This window comes from Pseudomonas sp. AC193, from assembly GCF_979258075.1.
In genome coordinates this window covers 711112-726302 of sequence record NZ_OZ409832.1, presented here as the reverse complement: position 1 = coordinate 726302, position 15191 = coordinate 711112, and the positions used below count along the sequence as shown (strand labels likewise).

Sequence of the window (15191 nt, the reverse complement as noted above, 5' to 3'; positions counted from 1 at the left end):
AGCTACAAATACCTTTTTTCAAGGCATCACTCAAGGGAAAATGTAGTAATAACCACAACATTTTCGCAAAATACAGATTCCGAGTGGTGGTCGGTCGGAGCCATCAGTAGGATAGGCCACCGTGACGGGCCACATCAAAGGCCCAATTTGCATAGATCAGCGCACCTTTGCGCTGGTGAATTAGGAATTCCATATGCGACCGCGTGCGAAATTTACTGGAACAGATCCAGAGTCGCCTTGAAGACCTGAACAAGGCCGAACGCAAAGTCGCCGAGGTGATCCTGCTCAACCCACAGCAGGCCACCCGCTTCAGCATCGCCGCCCTCGCCCAGGCCGCGTCGGTGAGCGAACCGACGGTCAACCGTTTCTGCCGTTCGTTCGGCGTCAGCGGCTACCCGGAACTCAAGCTGCAATTGGCGCAGAGCCTGGCCAGTGGCGCGGCGTACGTCAGCCGCGCGGTCGAGGCCGATGACAATCCCGAGGCCTACACGCAAAAGATTTTCGGCAGCGCCATCGCCTCGCTGGACAGCGCTTGTCAGGCGCTGGATCCGAACCTGATCAGCCGCGCCGTCGACCTGCTGATTCAGGCGCGGCAGATCCACTTCTTTGGTCTCGGCGCTTCGGCACCGGTGGCGCTGGATGCGCAGCACAAGTTTTTCCGTTTCAACCTGGCGGTTACCGCGCACGCCGATGTGTTGATGCAGCGGATGATTGCTTCGGTGGCGCATACCGGTGAGCTGTTCGTGATCATTTCCTACACCGGGCGCACCCGTGAACTGGTGGAAGTGGCGCGCATTGCTCGCGAGAACGGTGCTTCGGTGCTGGGTTTGACGGCGGAGAATTCGCCACTGGCCAAGGCGAGTACGTTGAGCCTGAACATTCCGCTGCCGGAAGACACCGACATCTATATGCCGATGACTTCGCGGATCATTCAGTTGACCGTGCTGGATGTGTTGGCGACGGGGATGACCTTGCGGCGCGGGGTGGATTTCCAGCCGCATTTGCGCAAGATCAAAGAGAGCTTGAATGCCAGCCGGTATCCGGTTGGGGATGAGTTCAACTGATCCGGGATCTTGGCTGACAGATCCGGTCTCTTCGCGAGCAAGCCCGCTCCCACATTTGGAATGCGTTCCCCCTGTGGGAGCGGGCTTGCTCGCGAAGGGGCCAGCCGATTCACCACACGATCATCAAGCCGCCGCCCACGCCTGCAAACTCAAATGCGCCTTCTCCCCCGGCGCCAGGTGCAGGCTGTCCGTCCCGCCCGCCGCCGCTTCAACACAGACAAACTCCGAAATCTCATCCCACGTCACGCCCAATAATGGCCGCGCCCCGGGATGCCAGACCACCGTGTCGGCACTGTCGCCGGTATCGATGCACAACTCGCGCTGCCAGGCGTGATCTTTCAGCTGTAATTCGCCGTCATGCTGGAACACGCGCTGACAACCGCCATCCACGCGCAACTCGCCTTCCTGCTGGCAAGACTGACGGCTTAGCTGATCGTAACCCTGCGCGCCTTCGAGTCCAGACAGCGCTATCTCACCGACATCGCCAATACGCCAGTAAGCGTGCAAAGCCTGGCTCAACTGGCACGGCATATCATCCTGATGCTCGGTGCTCAGGCGCAGATCCATGCGTTCGCCAAGGTGCGCGTGCAGATCAACCTGCCAGTCGCACAGTTGCAATTGCCAGTGCAAACGCACGCCGTCGTCGGCGGTGCTGCTGTCGAGTAATTTCCAGTCGAGCAAACGCGCCCAGCCATGCGACGGCCATGCGTTCTCGCTCGGATGACGGCCATACCACGGCCAGCAAACCGGCACACCGCCACGGATCGCCCCGACATGCGGCCACTTTGCCGCACACCACAACCACGGTTTCTGCCCGCGCGGCTGAAAGTGCAGCAACTGCGCGCCCTGACGACTGAACACCGCCTGACACAGCGGGTGATCGATCACCAACACGTCGCGCATCTGATAGCGCTCCCAGGCGAATATCGGCTGTTCGCGCAGGGATTTGTAGAAGCGTTGTAGCGGATGCTCATGCATGGGCCACGGTCCTGAAAATCATGGGAGTACTTATCAATCCAAAAGCCTTGCACAGCACTTTGTGGCGAGGGGATTTATCCCCGATGGGTCGCGAAGCGGCCCTAAAACCATTCACCGAGGTGTATCAGCCAGATTGTGCTTATCGGATTTGGGGCCGCTTCGCAGCCCATCGGGGATAAATCTCCTCACCACAAATTTGTACGACACAAACATTGTTTACCTGTGTCACAAAAAAAAGCGGACAGCCTTGGCTGTCCGCAAATATGCGCACATAGAGAGGAGCTTATCGCAGACGCGTTAGAACGTAGACTGAATTTTCAGGCCAGCGACCAAAGCGTTGTCCACTTCATCCACACCGCCCGGATGAGTGATGTACTGCAGGTTAGGACGTACGGTCAGCCAGTTTGTTACGTGGAAGCCGTAGTTGATTTCGTAGTTGTATTCGGTTTCACGAATCGGCGAGAACACCGGATTGTCGTAATCCGACACACCGTTGGAAACGTTCAGCAGCTCGGCGTTTTTCTTCACGTCATCGTTGACGTGGATACGTGCCGCACCGATACCGACGTCATCCTTCGGACGTGCGTCGAACGGGCCTTTGTAGACAAACATCACCGACTGGTAGTTGTCGATGAAGTTGGTGTCTTTGTCGTGGAACGTGGCGTTGGCCGCGATGTTCAGACCGCGAGAAGCATCACCGTTGTGGCTGGTGAGTTGCTGTTGCGCCACAAACCAGTAGCCGCTTTTGCTGCTGTGGGTTTTGTAAGCGTCGCCCGTGGTAGCCGCGTCGAAACCGTTGACGTCTTCACGAACGTCGTCGGCATCGGCCGTGCTCTTGTAGTAACCGACGCGGTATTCGCCCGGCAGGCTGTTGACCTTCGGCGACCAGACCAATTCAACCGGCAACACAGTACCTTTGGTACCACTGCCGCTGAGTTTGAAGCCGTTGCCGTGTTCCAGCTGCGACGGGTTCTGGTTGTAAGCACCGATTTGCGCGTAGAGCTCGTCGTTGATGTTGTACTTCACGCGGATCGCGGCCTGGCTGACGGGCCAGTTGTACCAGATGTTGGTGGCCCAGTTACCCACTTGGGAACCGCAGAACGCCAGGTTCTGGAAGTCGCACGGGAAGGTGTTGAAGTCTTCGCCTTCACCGAAGTAACCGGCCTTGACGTCGAGTTTGTTGTCGAAGAACTGGTGCTGAATCCACAACTGAGTCAGACGCACCATGTGGCCACGACCGTAAACTTCCTGCGAGGAGCTCAGGGTGCCGGCACGCGGATCGCCAACGCGGTCGTTGGAGATGTTGTAACCGTTACGGTTGGTCAGCTGGATCTTGGCCTGAGTGTTGTCCCAGCCCCACAGCTTTTGCAGATCGAGTGCCACGCCCAGACCGAACTGGTCAGCGTAACGCGCAGTCTTGTCGTCGTTGTAGCCACCGTTCAGGTTGCCACCGACTTCCCCAACGTAGTCGGCCTTGATGTCGATACCCTGCTCGATCAGCTTGGTACGCTCGCCACCCCAGTCGCCCGTCATCCATTTCGAATCGGAGCTGAAGGCATCCGCCGCCATGGCGTTACCGGCCAGCACCAATGCCGCCGCAGCTGATACTTGGCAGATCAACCGGGCATTGACGTGTTTCTTTTTCATCCCTACATCCTCGTCTTTATTGTTATTAACTGTTTTTATCTAACGCGGTTTACTTAAATTGCGATGGATTACAGGCAATCCGCCGCGTGCTCCTTTGTTGGAGTGAACCCTGTGGCGAGGGGATTCATCCCCGTTGGGCTGCGTAGCAGACCCCGCTTTTATGGGGCCGCTGCGCGACCCAACGGGGATAAATCCCCTCGCCACAAAAGCCCTCTCCTACATCAAATTTCAGCGGCCTTTGAATTGGGCCACGTTCGCAGACCGCGCATCGGTCTGTGGTTGGCCGGCAGTGCCGAGGCGCTCGCCGGTGTTGGCATCGAACAACAACACTTTCGACGGATCGAATTGCAGCGTCAGGCTTTCGCCCACCTGCGGTGCCACGTCCGGCGCCAGACGGCAGCAGACTTTGGTTTCATTCAAATTGACGAACACCAGCGTGTCCTGGACCGGTCGGTTCGGTGACCTGCACTTCGGCACGAATGCTTGGCAGGCCATTGCCTTCGCCGTTCGACAGAACGATCTGCTCCGGGCGCAGGCCGAGGATCACTTCGCGATCTTCAAGACCAGCATCCTGCATGCTCATCGGCAACTCGCAACGGGCCTGGCCGCTGTCGAGCAGCGCCAGCAGACGACCGTCCTTGCGTTGCAGGCGCAGCGGAATGAAGTTCATCGGCGGCGAACCGATGAAGCTCGCCACGAACAGGTTGGCCGGATCGTTGTAGATCTCTTTTGGCGTGCCGAACTGCTGAATGATGCCGTCCTTCATCACCGCCACTTTGTCGCCCAGGGTCATTGCTTCGATCTGGTCGTGGGTCACGTAGACCGTGGTGGTTTTCAGGCGCTGGTGCATCAGTTTCATTTCGGTGCGCATCTCGACGCGCAGTTTGGCGTCGAGGTTGGACAACGGTTCGTCGAACAGATAAATCTTCGGACGACGCGCCAGTGCACGGCCCATCGCCACACGCTGTTGCTGACCACCGGAGAGCTGACCCGGTTTACGGTTCAGCAAATGTTCGATCTGCAGCAGCTTGGCCACACGCGCGACTTCTTCATCAATCGCCGCCTGCGGCATCTTGCGAATTTTCAGGCCGAATTCGATGTTCTCGCGCACGCTCATGGTCGGGTACAGCGCGTAGGACTGGAACACCATGGCGATGTCACGATCCTTCGGGCTCATGCCGCTGACGTCTTGATCACCGATCATGATCGCGCCGCCGGTGATGGTTTCGAGACCGGCGATGCAGTTCATCAACGTCGATTTGCCGCAGCCCGACGGGCCGACGAGGATCAGGAATTCGCCTTCCTTGATCGACAGTTCGATGTTCTTCAAGGTGTCCGGCAGGCCGGCACCGTAGGTCTTGTTTACGTTGCGAAGTTCGAGCGTTGCCATGATTACCCCTTGACTGCGCCGGCCGTCAGCCCGCGCACGAAATACTTGCCTGCGACCACATAGACCAGCAGGGTCGGCAGGCCGGCGATCATCGCCGCTGCCATATCAACGTTGTATTCCTTGGCACCGGTGCTGGTGTTGACCAGGTTGTTCAGCGCCACCGTGATCGGTTGCGAATCACCGCTGGAGAACACCACACCGAACAGGAAGTCGTTCCAGATCTGGGTGAATTGCCAGATCAGGCAGACCATGATGATCGGCGTCGACATCGGCAGAATGATGCGGCGGAAAATCGTGAAGAAACCCGCGCCATCCAGACGTGCGGCTTTCACCAGCGCATCCGGAATGCTCACGTAGTAGTTACGGAAGAACAGCGTAGTAAACGCCAGACCGTAAACCACGTGGATAAACACCAGGCCGGTGGTGGTGCTCGCCAGGCCCATTTTGCCGAGGGTGAACGAGGCCGGCAGCAGCACGGTCTGGAACGGCAGGAAGCAACCGAACAACAGCAGACCGAAGAACAACTGCGAACCACGGAAGCGCCAGAACGACAGCACATAACCGTTCAACGCACCGATGGCGGTGGAGATGATCACGGCCGGAACGGTGATCTTGATCGAGTTCCAGAAGTAACCGTCAACCGTGGCCCAGGCCTTGACCCAGCCGATGCCGCTGACCACGGTCGGCCAGCTCAACAGGTTGCCGGTGCTGATGTCTTCCGGGGTCTTGAAGCTGGTCAGCAACATGACCACCAGCGGCACCAGATAAAGCAGGACAGCGAGTATCAGCACCGCATAAATCGCGATGCGACTCAGGCTGATAGCAGGTTTGGCAGCGAGACTAGTCATTGCGCTTGGTCATCAGCTCGGAATACAGGTAAGGCACGATGATCGCGAGGATCGCACCGAGCATCAGAATCGCACTGGCCGAGCCCATGCCCATCTGGCCGCGACTGAAGGTGAAGGAATACATGAACATCGCGGGCAGGTCGGAGGAGTAACCCGGACCACCGGCGGTCATCGCCGCGACCAGGTCGAAGCTCTTGATCGCGATGTGCGCCAGAATCATCACGGCACTGAAGAACACCGGACGCAGGCTTGGCAGCACGACTTTCCAGTAGATCATCGGCATGCTCGCGCCATCGATCTGGGCGGCACGGATGATCGATTGATCAACGCCACGCAGGCCGGCGAGAAACATCGCCATGATGAAGCCCGAGGCTTGCCAGACAGCAGCGATCACCAGGCAATACACCACGCGATCAGGGTCGATCAGCCAGTCGAGACGGAAGCCTTCCCAGCCCCAGTCACGCAACAATTTGTCCAGGCCCATGCCCGGGTTGAGCAGCCATTTCCACGCGGTACCGGTGACGATCATCGAGAGCGCCATCGGGTACAGGTAAATGGTGCGGATAAAGCCTTCGCGACGGATGCGCTGGTCGAGGAACACCGCCAGCAACACACCGATCACCAGAGTGATACCGATAAACATGCCGCCGAACACCGCGAGGTTTTTGCTCGCGACCCACCAGCGATCGTTATCGAACAACCGCGCGTATTGCGCCAGACCGGCCCACTTGTAGTTGGGTAGGAAGGTCGAGGTGGTGAACGACAGCACGAACGTCCACAGGATGTAGCCATAGAAGCCCACCAGAACGATGAACATGCTCGGCGCCAGCACCAGTTTGGGTAGCCAGCGCTGCAATGCATCGAACGGCGAGGCCTTGCTGAACACAGCAACAGAACTCATGGGGAAATCCAGTACAAGAGAAAAGGACTACTTGGGCAACTCGCCCCCTTGTAGGAGTGAGCCTGCTCGCGATTGCGGTGAGTCAGTTGATAAATCTGTTACCTGACCAACTGCTATCGCGAGCAGGCTCACTCCTACAGGGGCCAAGCATTACTTGGCGGACTTGATCGCTGCGCCGAGTTTCTTGGCGGTGTCGGCCGGGTCGGCTTTCGGGTCGTTGATGTAGTTGGTCACGACATCAAAGAACGCGCCTTGCACGGCCAGCGTGGTCGCCATGTTGTGCGCCATGCTTGGTTGCAGGCCGCCGGATTTGGCGTCAGCCAGGAAGTCCTTCGCAGCGGTCTGTGCGCAGGAATCGAAGCCCAGCGCTTCCATGTTGTTCAACATGTCGTTGCGAACCGGGATCGAGCCTTTGTTGATGCTGAAGACTTTCTGGAAGTTTTCACCCAACACGACTTTGGCAATGTCTTTCTGACCGGCCGCAGTGCCTGCGTCTTTCTGCTTGAACACAGCCAGCGAGTCGATGTTGTAGGTGAACGCTTTGTCGGTGCCCGGGAAGGCTACGCACTCGTAATCCTTGCCGGCGATTTTCTTGGCGGCAGTCCATTCGGACTTGGCCCAGTCACCCATGATCTGCATGCCGGCCTTGCCGTTGATGACTTTGGCCGCTTCCAGGTTCCAGTCCTGACCTTTGCCGTCGACGTCCATGTAGGTCGCGACTTTCTTCAGCTCGGTCAGTGCCTTGACCATCTCCTGGACCGGTCAGCGCGCCGTTGTCCAGATCAACCAGGGCTTTCTTGTAACCATCAACACCCATGACCGACAGCACCACGGCTTCGAACACGGTGCTGTCCTGCCAAGGCTGACCGCCGTGAGCCAGCGGGATGAAGCCCGCAGCCTTCAGCTTATCGCCAGCGGCGTAGAATTCTTCGAGGGTGGTCGGGTTCTTGGTGATCCCGGCCTTCTTGAACACTTCCGGATTGATCCACAGCCAGTTCACACGGTGAATGTTCACCGGTACGGCCACGTAATCACCGTCGTACTTCACGGTATCGGAGACTTTCTTGTCGAGCAGGCTGTCCCACTTTTCCGACTTGGCGACGTCTTTCAACACGTCGGTGTCGAGCAGGCCGGTCGATGCCCATTCCTGGATGTCCGGGCCTTTGATCTGAGCAACGCCAGGCGGGTTGCCGGCGACTGCACGGCTTTTCAGCACGGTCATGGCAGTGGCACCGCCACCACCGGCGACAGCGCCGTCTTTCCAGGTGAAACCGTCTTTTTCGACTTGAGCCTTGAGCACATCAACAGCGGCTTTTTCGCCACCGGACGTCCACCAGTGCACGACTTCGACCGAACCTTTGGATTCGGCAGCAGAAACACTGAGAGGCAGAATTGCGAGCGGGAACAGGGAGGCGACAGAAATGACAGTAGCGAGGCGAGAAATCGCATTCATCTGAGATGTACCTTTCTTGTTGTTATGCATGCAAGTCTGGTGCTTGCGCTGCACAGGAGTTTAAACAGGACGTTTCACTTTGCAGGTAACGAAGGGACGCGCGAATGTCACCGCATGGTTACACAGGAATCTCTTGAGACAACTGCGCCAAAGCAGTCGCCATGCTCGGTGACAAGGGTAGACGAGGGATCAGCACGGCTTGCCAGGCGTGATACAGGTCGGGTTTTCCCGCCCAGATATCGGCACTTGGGAGGTTTTGCGGATTGAGTTCGTGATGCCAACTACCGTCACAACGATCGATGAAATGCGTTTCGCAGAATTCCCAGAACAGCCGGTACCAGGTTTCGTATTGCTCATCACCGGTGCGTTTGAGCAAGGCGCTGGCGGCGGCGCTGGCTTCGGCGTGCGTCCAGTGCAAGCGATGACGGACGACGGCTTTGTTGTTCCAGTCGAGGGTATAAACGATGCCCGGCAAACCATCGACGTTCCAGCCGTTGCGGCAATTGTTCTCGAAAAGTTTCTGCGCATCGGTCGCCAGCCAACCGGGCGTGAGCATGCCGGCCTGCACCCGCGCCGCTTCGAGGTGCAGCAACAGCCGCGCCCACTCGAAACCGTGGCCCGGCGTGGTGCCGTAGGGGCGGAAACCGTCAGCCGGATTGTCGTGGTTGTATTCACGCAGCGGTTGCCAGTCGCGATCGAAGTGTTCGATGACCATGTAACCGTTGCCGGCAGCGTGAGCGTGGATCACCCGCTCGACGATGCGTTGCGCACGTACCAGCCAGCGCGGGTCTTCGGTGACATCGGCCAGCGCGAGGAACGCTTCGGTCGCGTGCATGTTGCTGTTGGCGCCGCGATAGGCTTCTTCTTCGCTCCAGTCGCGATTGAAGAATTCGCGCATGGCGCCCTCTTCTTCGCTCCAGAAATAGGTGTCGATGATGTCGATCGCATCATCCAGCAACGCTTGCGCGCCAGGGCGTTTTGCGGCCACAGCAGAGCTGGCGGCCAGCGCGACGAAGGCATGCAGATAGGCGTTTTTGCCGGTGTTGTCGTCGCGGTGTTCGGCGACGGCAAACCAGCCACCGTGCAACCCATCACGCAACGGCCCGCGCAGTGCGGCGATGCCGTGATCGACCAGTTCAGCGAAACCCGGCAAGCCCTGAATATGGGCCATGGCGAAGCTGTGGGTCATGCGCGCGGTGTTCATGGTTTCGGCTTGCGCGTTCGCTGGTAGACGGCCGCGTTCGTCGAGGTTGCCGAAACCTTGCGGGAGTTTTGCAGCCTTGGCGAAATCCAGCAGACGCAGGCCTTCAGCGGCGAGCCATTGCTGGTGGGCAGGGGCATTCAGCCAACTGCTGAAGCCGGGTTGGAAGCGATCCATGGGTGGCCTTTTTTGTTGTTATGACTGCGGGGAGTCTAAACAACAGGCCGGGGCGGGCTTGTAACGAAGGGGGCGGGTTTTGTCACCAGCCAGTGACATTGGAAAGAGCAAAGTCAAAAGATCGCAGCCTTCGGCAGCTCCTACAGGGATCAGTGTAGGAGCTGCCGAAGGCTGCGATCTTTTGATCTTCAGTCCGCGGAACGCGGCAATTGCAGGGTCACCCGCAACCCACCCTCACGCAAATTCTGCAACGTCACTTCGCCGCCATGACTGTGGGCGATGTTGCGCGCAATGCCCAATCCCAAGCCATATCCCTGCTGCTGCCCCGCCAATCTGAAGTGCGGCTCGAACACCTGCTCCAGCCGCTGCTCCGGCACGCCAGGGCCTTCATCATCAACGTGCAAGACAAACGCGCTGTCATCGTCATCGATGTGCAGATGCGCGTTCTGCCCGTACTTCAACGCGTTGTCGATCAAGTTGCCAATGCAGCGTTTCAACGCCAACGGCTTGCCCGAATACGCCGCCAGTGCCCGGCCCTGTTGGGTCACGCGGCCATTGCCGTTTGGCGCCAGATACGGCTCGACCAGACAATCGAGCACATGGTTAAGGTCGACCGGTTCGATGTTCTCGTGGATATCGGTGTCTTTCACGCATTGCAGCGCGCCTTTGACCAGCAACTCCAACTCGTCGAGATCGCGGCCGAACTTGGCTTGCAGTTGCTCGTCTTCAAGCAACTCCACGCGCAAACGCAATCGCGTGATCGGTGTGCGCAAGTCATGGGAAATAGCACTGAACAACTGACTGCGTTCGGTCAGGTAACGGCTGATGCGTTCGCGCATGCTGTTGAACGCGCGCCCCACTTCCACCACCTCACTGCCGCCGCCCTCGGCCACCGGCTCAACGTCGGCGCCCAGCGACATGTCCCGCGCCGCACGCGCCAGACGCTTGAGCGGACGGCTCTGCCAGTGCACCAGCACGCCGATGAACAACAACAGAAAGCCACTGGTGAGGACGATGAACCACACCTGCTGCGACGGCAGGCCTTGTTCTTCAAGACTGGTGTACGGCTCGGGCAGCAACGAGGCGATGTACAGCCATTCGCCCGGCGCCATCTGGATTTGCGTGACCAGAACCGGCGGATTGACGGGCTCGAGGGTCAACGCGTAATGCGCCCACGAGCGTGGCAATTCATCGAGTTTCAGCCCGGCATTGAAGATCCGCAGATCCTCGGGACTGACGAAGGTCACCGAAATATCGGTGTCATGACCGAGGGTCTGGCGCAGCACTTCGTCGACCGCTTTCATCACCGCCGCTTTACGCGGGGTGACCGGCAGAACGTCCATGCCCAGCGGTTTGTCATTGAGCGTCACGACAAACCGCGTGCCGCCCATGCTGCGCAATTGGTCGAGCACCAACGGACGATAAGCCACCGGCAACGATCGGAAATAACTGACGCTGGCGGTCATCGAATGGGCGAGACTGCGGGCGCTGGTGACCAAGCCTTCGAGCTGGGTGGCGCGCAGTTGCGAGACCCAGATCACGCTGGACAACGTCTGCGCAAACAGCACCGCCAGCAAGGTCAGCAGCAACATCCGCCCGAGCAGCGAGCGCGGTACCGGCACCTTGGCGGCGAGTTTACGCAGCGACTCAGTGACCATTGCCGGCAACCACATTGGCTGCCAATTGGTAACCGCTGCCGCGCACGGTGCGGATCAGTCGCGGCGGTTTTTCCGTATCGCGCAGGCGTTGGCGCAAGCGGCTGACGGCCATGTCGACGATGCGATCGAGCGGCATCAGGTCGCGGCCACGGGTGGCGTTGCCGATGGTGTCGCGGTCGAGGATTTCCTGCGGATGATCGAGGAACAGTTTCAGCAGGGCGAAGTCGGCGCCGGAGAGAATCACTTCTTCGCCGTCGGTGTGAAAGAGGCGATGACTGACCATGTCCAGCCGCCATTCATCAAATGCCAGCACTTCGCTGCCATTACGTTCCTGACCGAATTGCGCGCGGCGCAGCAGGGCTTTGATCCGCGCTTGCAGTTCGCGCGGGCTGAAGGGTTTGCCGAGGTAGTCGTCAGCGCCGAGTTCGAGTCCGATCACGCGATCGGCTTCGTCGGAACTGGCGGTGAGCATGATGATCGGCACCTGCGCCTGACGCGGATGCTGACGCACCCAGCGGCACAGGCTGAAGCCGTCTTCGTCGGGGAGCATGACATCGAGGATCACCAGATCACTCGGCGCCTCGTTGAGTGCCTGGCGGAAACTGGCGCCATCGGCCGTGGCACGTACCTGAAACCCGGCGCGGGTCAGGTAGGTTTCCAGCAACTCGCGTATTTCCTGGTCGTCATCGACCAACAATATCGACTTGTTGACTGAGCTCACTTCGAAGGCATCCTTGTTGTTGGAATTGGGGCGGATTATGCCTTAAGCATCGAACTTACAAACACCACAGAACCACTGTGGGAGCGGGCTTGCTCGCGAAAGCGGTGTGTCAGGCACCTTGAATGTTTCTGATAGACCGCTTTCGCGAGCAAGCCCGCTCCCACAATTTCGACCGTATTTCAGGTTGGGATTGATTGCTCGAGGGCCACACCCGCGCCCATCAGGCCAGAATACGGCGCTGTCACCAGCCACACCGGTATGCCTTTGAAATAATCACTCATGCAGCCCTTATCCGCAAAGCTGCGGGCAAAACCGCTTTCGAGGAAGAAATCGGCAAACCGTGGAATCACACCGCCAACGATAAACACCCCGCCACGCCCACCCGTGGTCAGCACGTTATTGCCGGCGACACGGCCGAGCCAGCAGCAGAACTGCTCGAGCACTTCCAGCGCAATCGGATCACCCGCCAGACCGGCCGCGGTAATCGCTTCCGGCGTATCGAGTGTCGGTTCATGTCCGTCCACCGCGCAGATCGCCCGGTAAACCCGTGGCAAACCGCCGCCGCTCAACGCCGTCTCGGCACTGACATGGCCGATTTCGTTATGGATGTGCTGCCACAATTGCGTTTCACGCGGGCTGCTCAGCGGCAGATCAACGTGACCGCCCTCGCCCGGCAACGCCGCGAAACGACCTTCACCGAGATCGAGCAAGGTGCCGACGCCAAGACCAGTGCCCGGCCCGATCACCACCGCCGGGCGCAACGGTTCCGGCGTGCCTTCGCAGACCACGCGGAATTCGCCGGGCTGCAAACGGGTCATGCCCAGCGCCATCGCCGAGAAGTCGTTGACCAGCAACAACTGCTCGACCTGCAAGGTTTTGCAGAACGCCGTGCGGCTCAGGCGCCAGTGGTTATTGGTGAATTTGAATTCATCACCGCTGACCGGACCGGCCACCGACAGGCACACCGAACCGATCGAACCCGGCGCCAGACCGAGCCCACTCAGGTAGAGGCTGATCGCCTCTTCCGGGCTGGCGTGGTCGGCGGTGGCCAAGACCTGAACCGATTGCAGTTGCTGATCTTTCCACAACGCAAACCGTGCGTTGGTGCCTCCGATGTCACCGACCAAAGCCAGTTTCAATTAAGCGTCTCCAGGGCAGAAGTGAAGGCGCTGGCGCCCTGCTCTGCCGAGCTGAAAGCCATGCGCATAAAGCTGAACAGTTCGCGACCGCTGCCGATGTTGTTGCCCAACAGGCCTTTGGCGGGTTCGCGCGCTGCAAATTCTGCGGCGTCGACTTTAAGTTCCAAAGTGCCTTTGACGCCATCGACGCGGATGATATCGCCCTCTTGCACGCGTGCCAAAGCGCCGCCGACATAAGCTTCGGGGCTGACGTGAATCGCCGCCGGGATTTTCCCCGAGGCGCCGGACATGCGCCCGTCAGTTACCAGCGCGACTTTGAAGCCGCGATCCTGCAGCACACCGAGGAACGGCGTCATCTTGTGCAACTCGGGCATGCCGTTGGAGCGCGGGCCCTGGAAGCGCATCACGGCGACAAAATCTTTTTCCAGCAGACCGGCCTTGAACGCGTCGGCCAGATCCTGTTGATCCTGGAACACCATCGCTGGTGCTTCGACGATCTGGTTTTCCAGCGCCACCGCAGACACTTTCATCACACCGCGCCCGAGGTTGCCTTCCATCACGCGCAAACCGCCTTCCTGCGAGAACGCACGAGCGACCGGGCGCAGGATGTTTTCGTCGAGGCTGTCGACCGGGCCTTCACGCCAGACCAGTTCACCGTTATCGAGGAACGGTTCTTTGGTGTACTTGCTCAAGCCGTGGCCGAGCACCGTGTTGACGTCTTCGTGCAACAGACCGGCGCCGAGCAGTTCGCGGATCAGGAACGACATGCCGCCCGCCGCCTGGAAGTGGTTGATGTCGGCTTTGCCGTTCGGGTAGACGTGGCTCAGGGTCGGCACGACTTCGGAGAGGTCGGCCATGTCCTGCCAGGTCAGTTGAATGCCTGCCGCCATGGCGATGGCCGGCATGTGCAGGGTGTGGTTGGTCGAACCGCCGGTGGCGTGCAGCGCCACAATCGAGTTGACCAGCGACTTCTCGTCGACGATTTCGCCGATCGGCATGAAGTTGCCGTTTTGTTTGGTCAGGCGCGTCACCTGGTGCGCGGCTTCGCGGGTCAATGCGTCACGCAGCGGCGTGTTCGGGTTGACGAATGAGGCGCCCGGCAAGTGCAGGCCCATGACTTCCATCAGCAACTGGTTGGTGTTGGCGGTGCCGTAAAAGGTGCAGGTGCCCGGGCTGTGGTAGGACTTCATCTCCGATTCCAGCAGCTCTTCGCGGGTCGCTTTGCCTTCGGCGTACTTCTGGCGCACGTCGGCTTTTTCCTTGTTGGAAATCCCCGAGACCATCGGCCCGCCCGGCACGAAAATCGTCGGCAAGTGGCCGAAACGCAGCGAACCCATCATCAGGCCCGGCACGATCTTGTCGCAGATGCCGAGCATCAGCGCGCCGTCGAACATGTTGTGCGACAGCGCTACCGCTGTAGACATGGCGATCACTTCGCGGCTCGGCAGGCTCAGTTCCATGCCCGGCTCGCCTTGGGTCACGCCGTCGCACATCGCCGGAGTACCGCCGGCGAACTGGCCGACCGAGCCGATTTCGCGCAGGGCGTTTTTGATCTGTTCCGGGAACACTTCATATGGCTGGTGCGCCGAGAGCATGTCGTTATAAGACGAAACAATGGCGATGTTCGCCGAGTTCATCATCCGCAGGCTGTGCTTGTCTTCGCTGCCGCAACCGGCCACGCCATGGGCGAAGTTGGCGCATTGCAGCTTGCCGCGCATCGGCCCGTCAGTGGCGGCGCCGCGAATCAGTGCAAGGTAAGCCTGACGCGTGGCGCGGCTGCGGGCGATAAGCCGTTCGGTGACCTCAAGAACGCGGGGATGCATGTGTAGAACTCCAGGCTAACGGATGTGGCGACCTGATTGTCTATGCTGATCAAACACCGTTGTTGTTGGTATGACAGACGGTTTTTTTGATCATTCGGACCAGTTGATTCAGGTCACTCGTTGTAGATAAAACAAAATATTGCCATTAAAAAGGCTTGTTTTCTATTTTTATGCGAATAATCTTGTAATTC

General features: G+C 59.1%; 10 protein-coding genes and 2 pseudogenes. 1 reads left to right on the top strand and 11 read right to left on the bottom strand.

Annotated features, from left to right (window positions below; all coding sequences use genetic code 11):
• Positions 1-203 precede the first annotated feature (203 nt).
• Entirely contained in the window at positions 204-1064 is an 861-nt protein-coding gene (locus ACZZ0D_RS03405) for a MurR/RpiR family transcriptional regulator (RefSeq protein WP_171057240.1), read from the top strand.
• 123 nt (positions 1065-1187) lie between these two features.
• Here ACZZ0D_RS03405 and ACZZ0D_RS03400 read toward each other — a convergent pair whose 3' ends face one another.
• The 11 genes and pseudogenes from ACZZ0D_RS03400 to edd all read right to left on the bottom strand — a co-directional run bounded on the left by ACZZ0D_RS03400 (position 1188) and on the right by edd (position 15000).
• Positions 1188-2042, bottom strand: a complete 855-nt coding sequence (locus ACZZ0D_RS03400; RefSeq protein WP_463552458.1) for a D-hexose-6-phosphate mutarotase — start codon at positions 2040-2042, stop codon at positions 1188-1190.
• Positions 2043-2339: 297 nt separating this feature from the next.
• Entirely contained in the window at positions 2340-3689 is a 1350-nt protein-coding gene (locus ACZZ0D_RS03395; RefSeq protein ID WP_463552457.1) for a carbohydrate porin, read from the bottom strand.
• Positions 3690-3917: 228 nt separating this feature from the next.
• Positions 3918-5079 (bottom strand): annotated as a pseudogene (locus ACZZ0D_RS03390) (ABC transporter ATP-binding protein).
• Positions 5080-5081: 2 nt separating this feature from the next.
• Positions 5082-5927: a carbohydrate ABC transporter permease gene (locus ACZZ0D_RS03385; RefSeq protein WP_007917872.1), complete on the bottom strand. Its 846-nt coding sequence runs from the start codon at positions 5925-5927 to the stop codon at positions 5082-5084.
• Positions 5920-6828: a carbohydrate ABC transporter permease gene (locus ACZZ0D_RS03380; protein WP_463552456.1), complete on the bottom strand. Its 909-nt coding sequence runs from the start codon at positions 6826-6828 to the stop codon at positions 5920-5922. Before ACZZ0D_RS03380 ends, ACZZ0D_RS03385 begins: the two co-directional genes overlap by 8 nt.
• Positions 6829-6978: 150 nt before the next feature.
• Positions 6979-8281: pseudogene (locus tag ACZZ0D_RS03375) on the bottom strand (ABC transporter substrate-binding protein).
• 118 nt (positions 8282-8399) lie between these two features.
• On the bottom strand, positions 8400-9659 hold the full coding sequence (locus ACZZ0D_RS03370; protein WP_463552455.1) for a D-mannose isomerase: 1260 nt from the start codon (positions 9657-9659) through the stop codon (positions 8400-8402).
• Positions 9660-9847: 188 nt separating this feature from the next.
• The gene (locus ACZZ0D_RS03365) at positions 9848-11317 is read right to left on the bottom strand and encodes an ATP-binding protein (protein ID WP_053123022.1); all 1470 of its coding nucleotides are present in this window, start codon (positions 11315-11317) and stop codon (positions 9848-9850) included.
• Positions 11307-12038 (bottom strand): response regulator, encoded by a 732-nt coding sequence (locus ACZZ0D_RS03360; RefSeq protein ID WP_008082801.1) that lies wholly within the window; start codon positions 12036-12038, stop codon positions 11307-11309. Before ACZZ0D_RS03360 ends, ACZZ0D_RS03365 begins: the two co-directional genes overlap by 11 nt.
• 179 nt (positions 12039-12217) lie before the next feature.
• Positions 12218-13177 carry a glucokinase gene (locus tag ACZZ0D_RS03355; RefSeq protein WP_463552454.1) on the bottom strand — a complete coding sequence of 320 codons (960 nt, stop codon included), beginning with the start codon at positions 13175-13177 and terminating at the stop codon, positions 12218-12220.
• Positions 13174-15000: a phosphogluconate dehydratase gene (gene edd / locus ACZZ0D_RS03350; RefSeq protein WP_463552453.1), complete on the bottom strand. Its 1827-nt coding sequence runs from the start codon at positions 14998-15000 to the stop codon at positions 13174-13176. The genes ACZZ0D_RS03355 and edd overlap by 4 nt, the downstream gene beginning before the upstream one ends.
• Between the last annotated feature and the right edge of the window lie 191 nt (positions 15001-15191).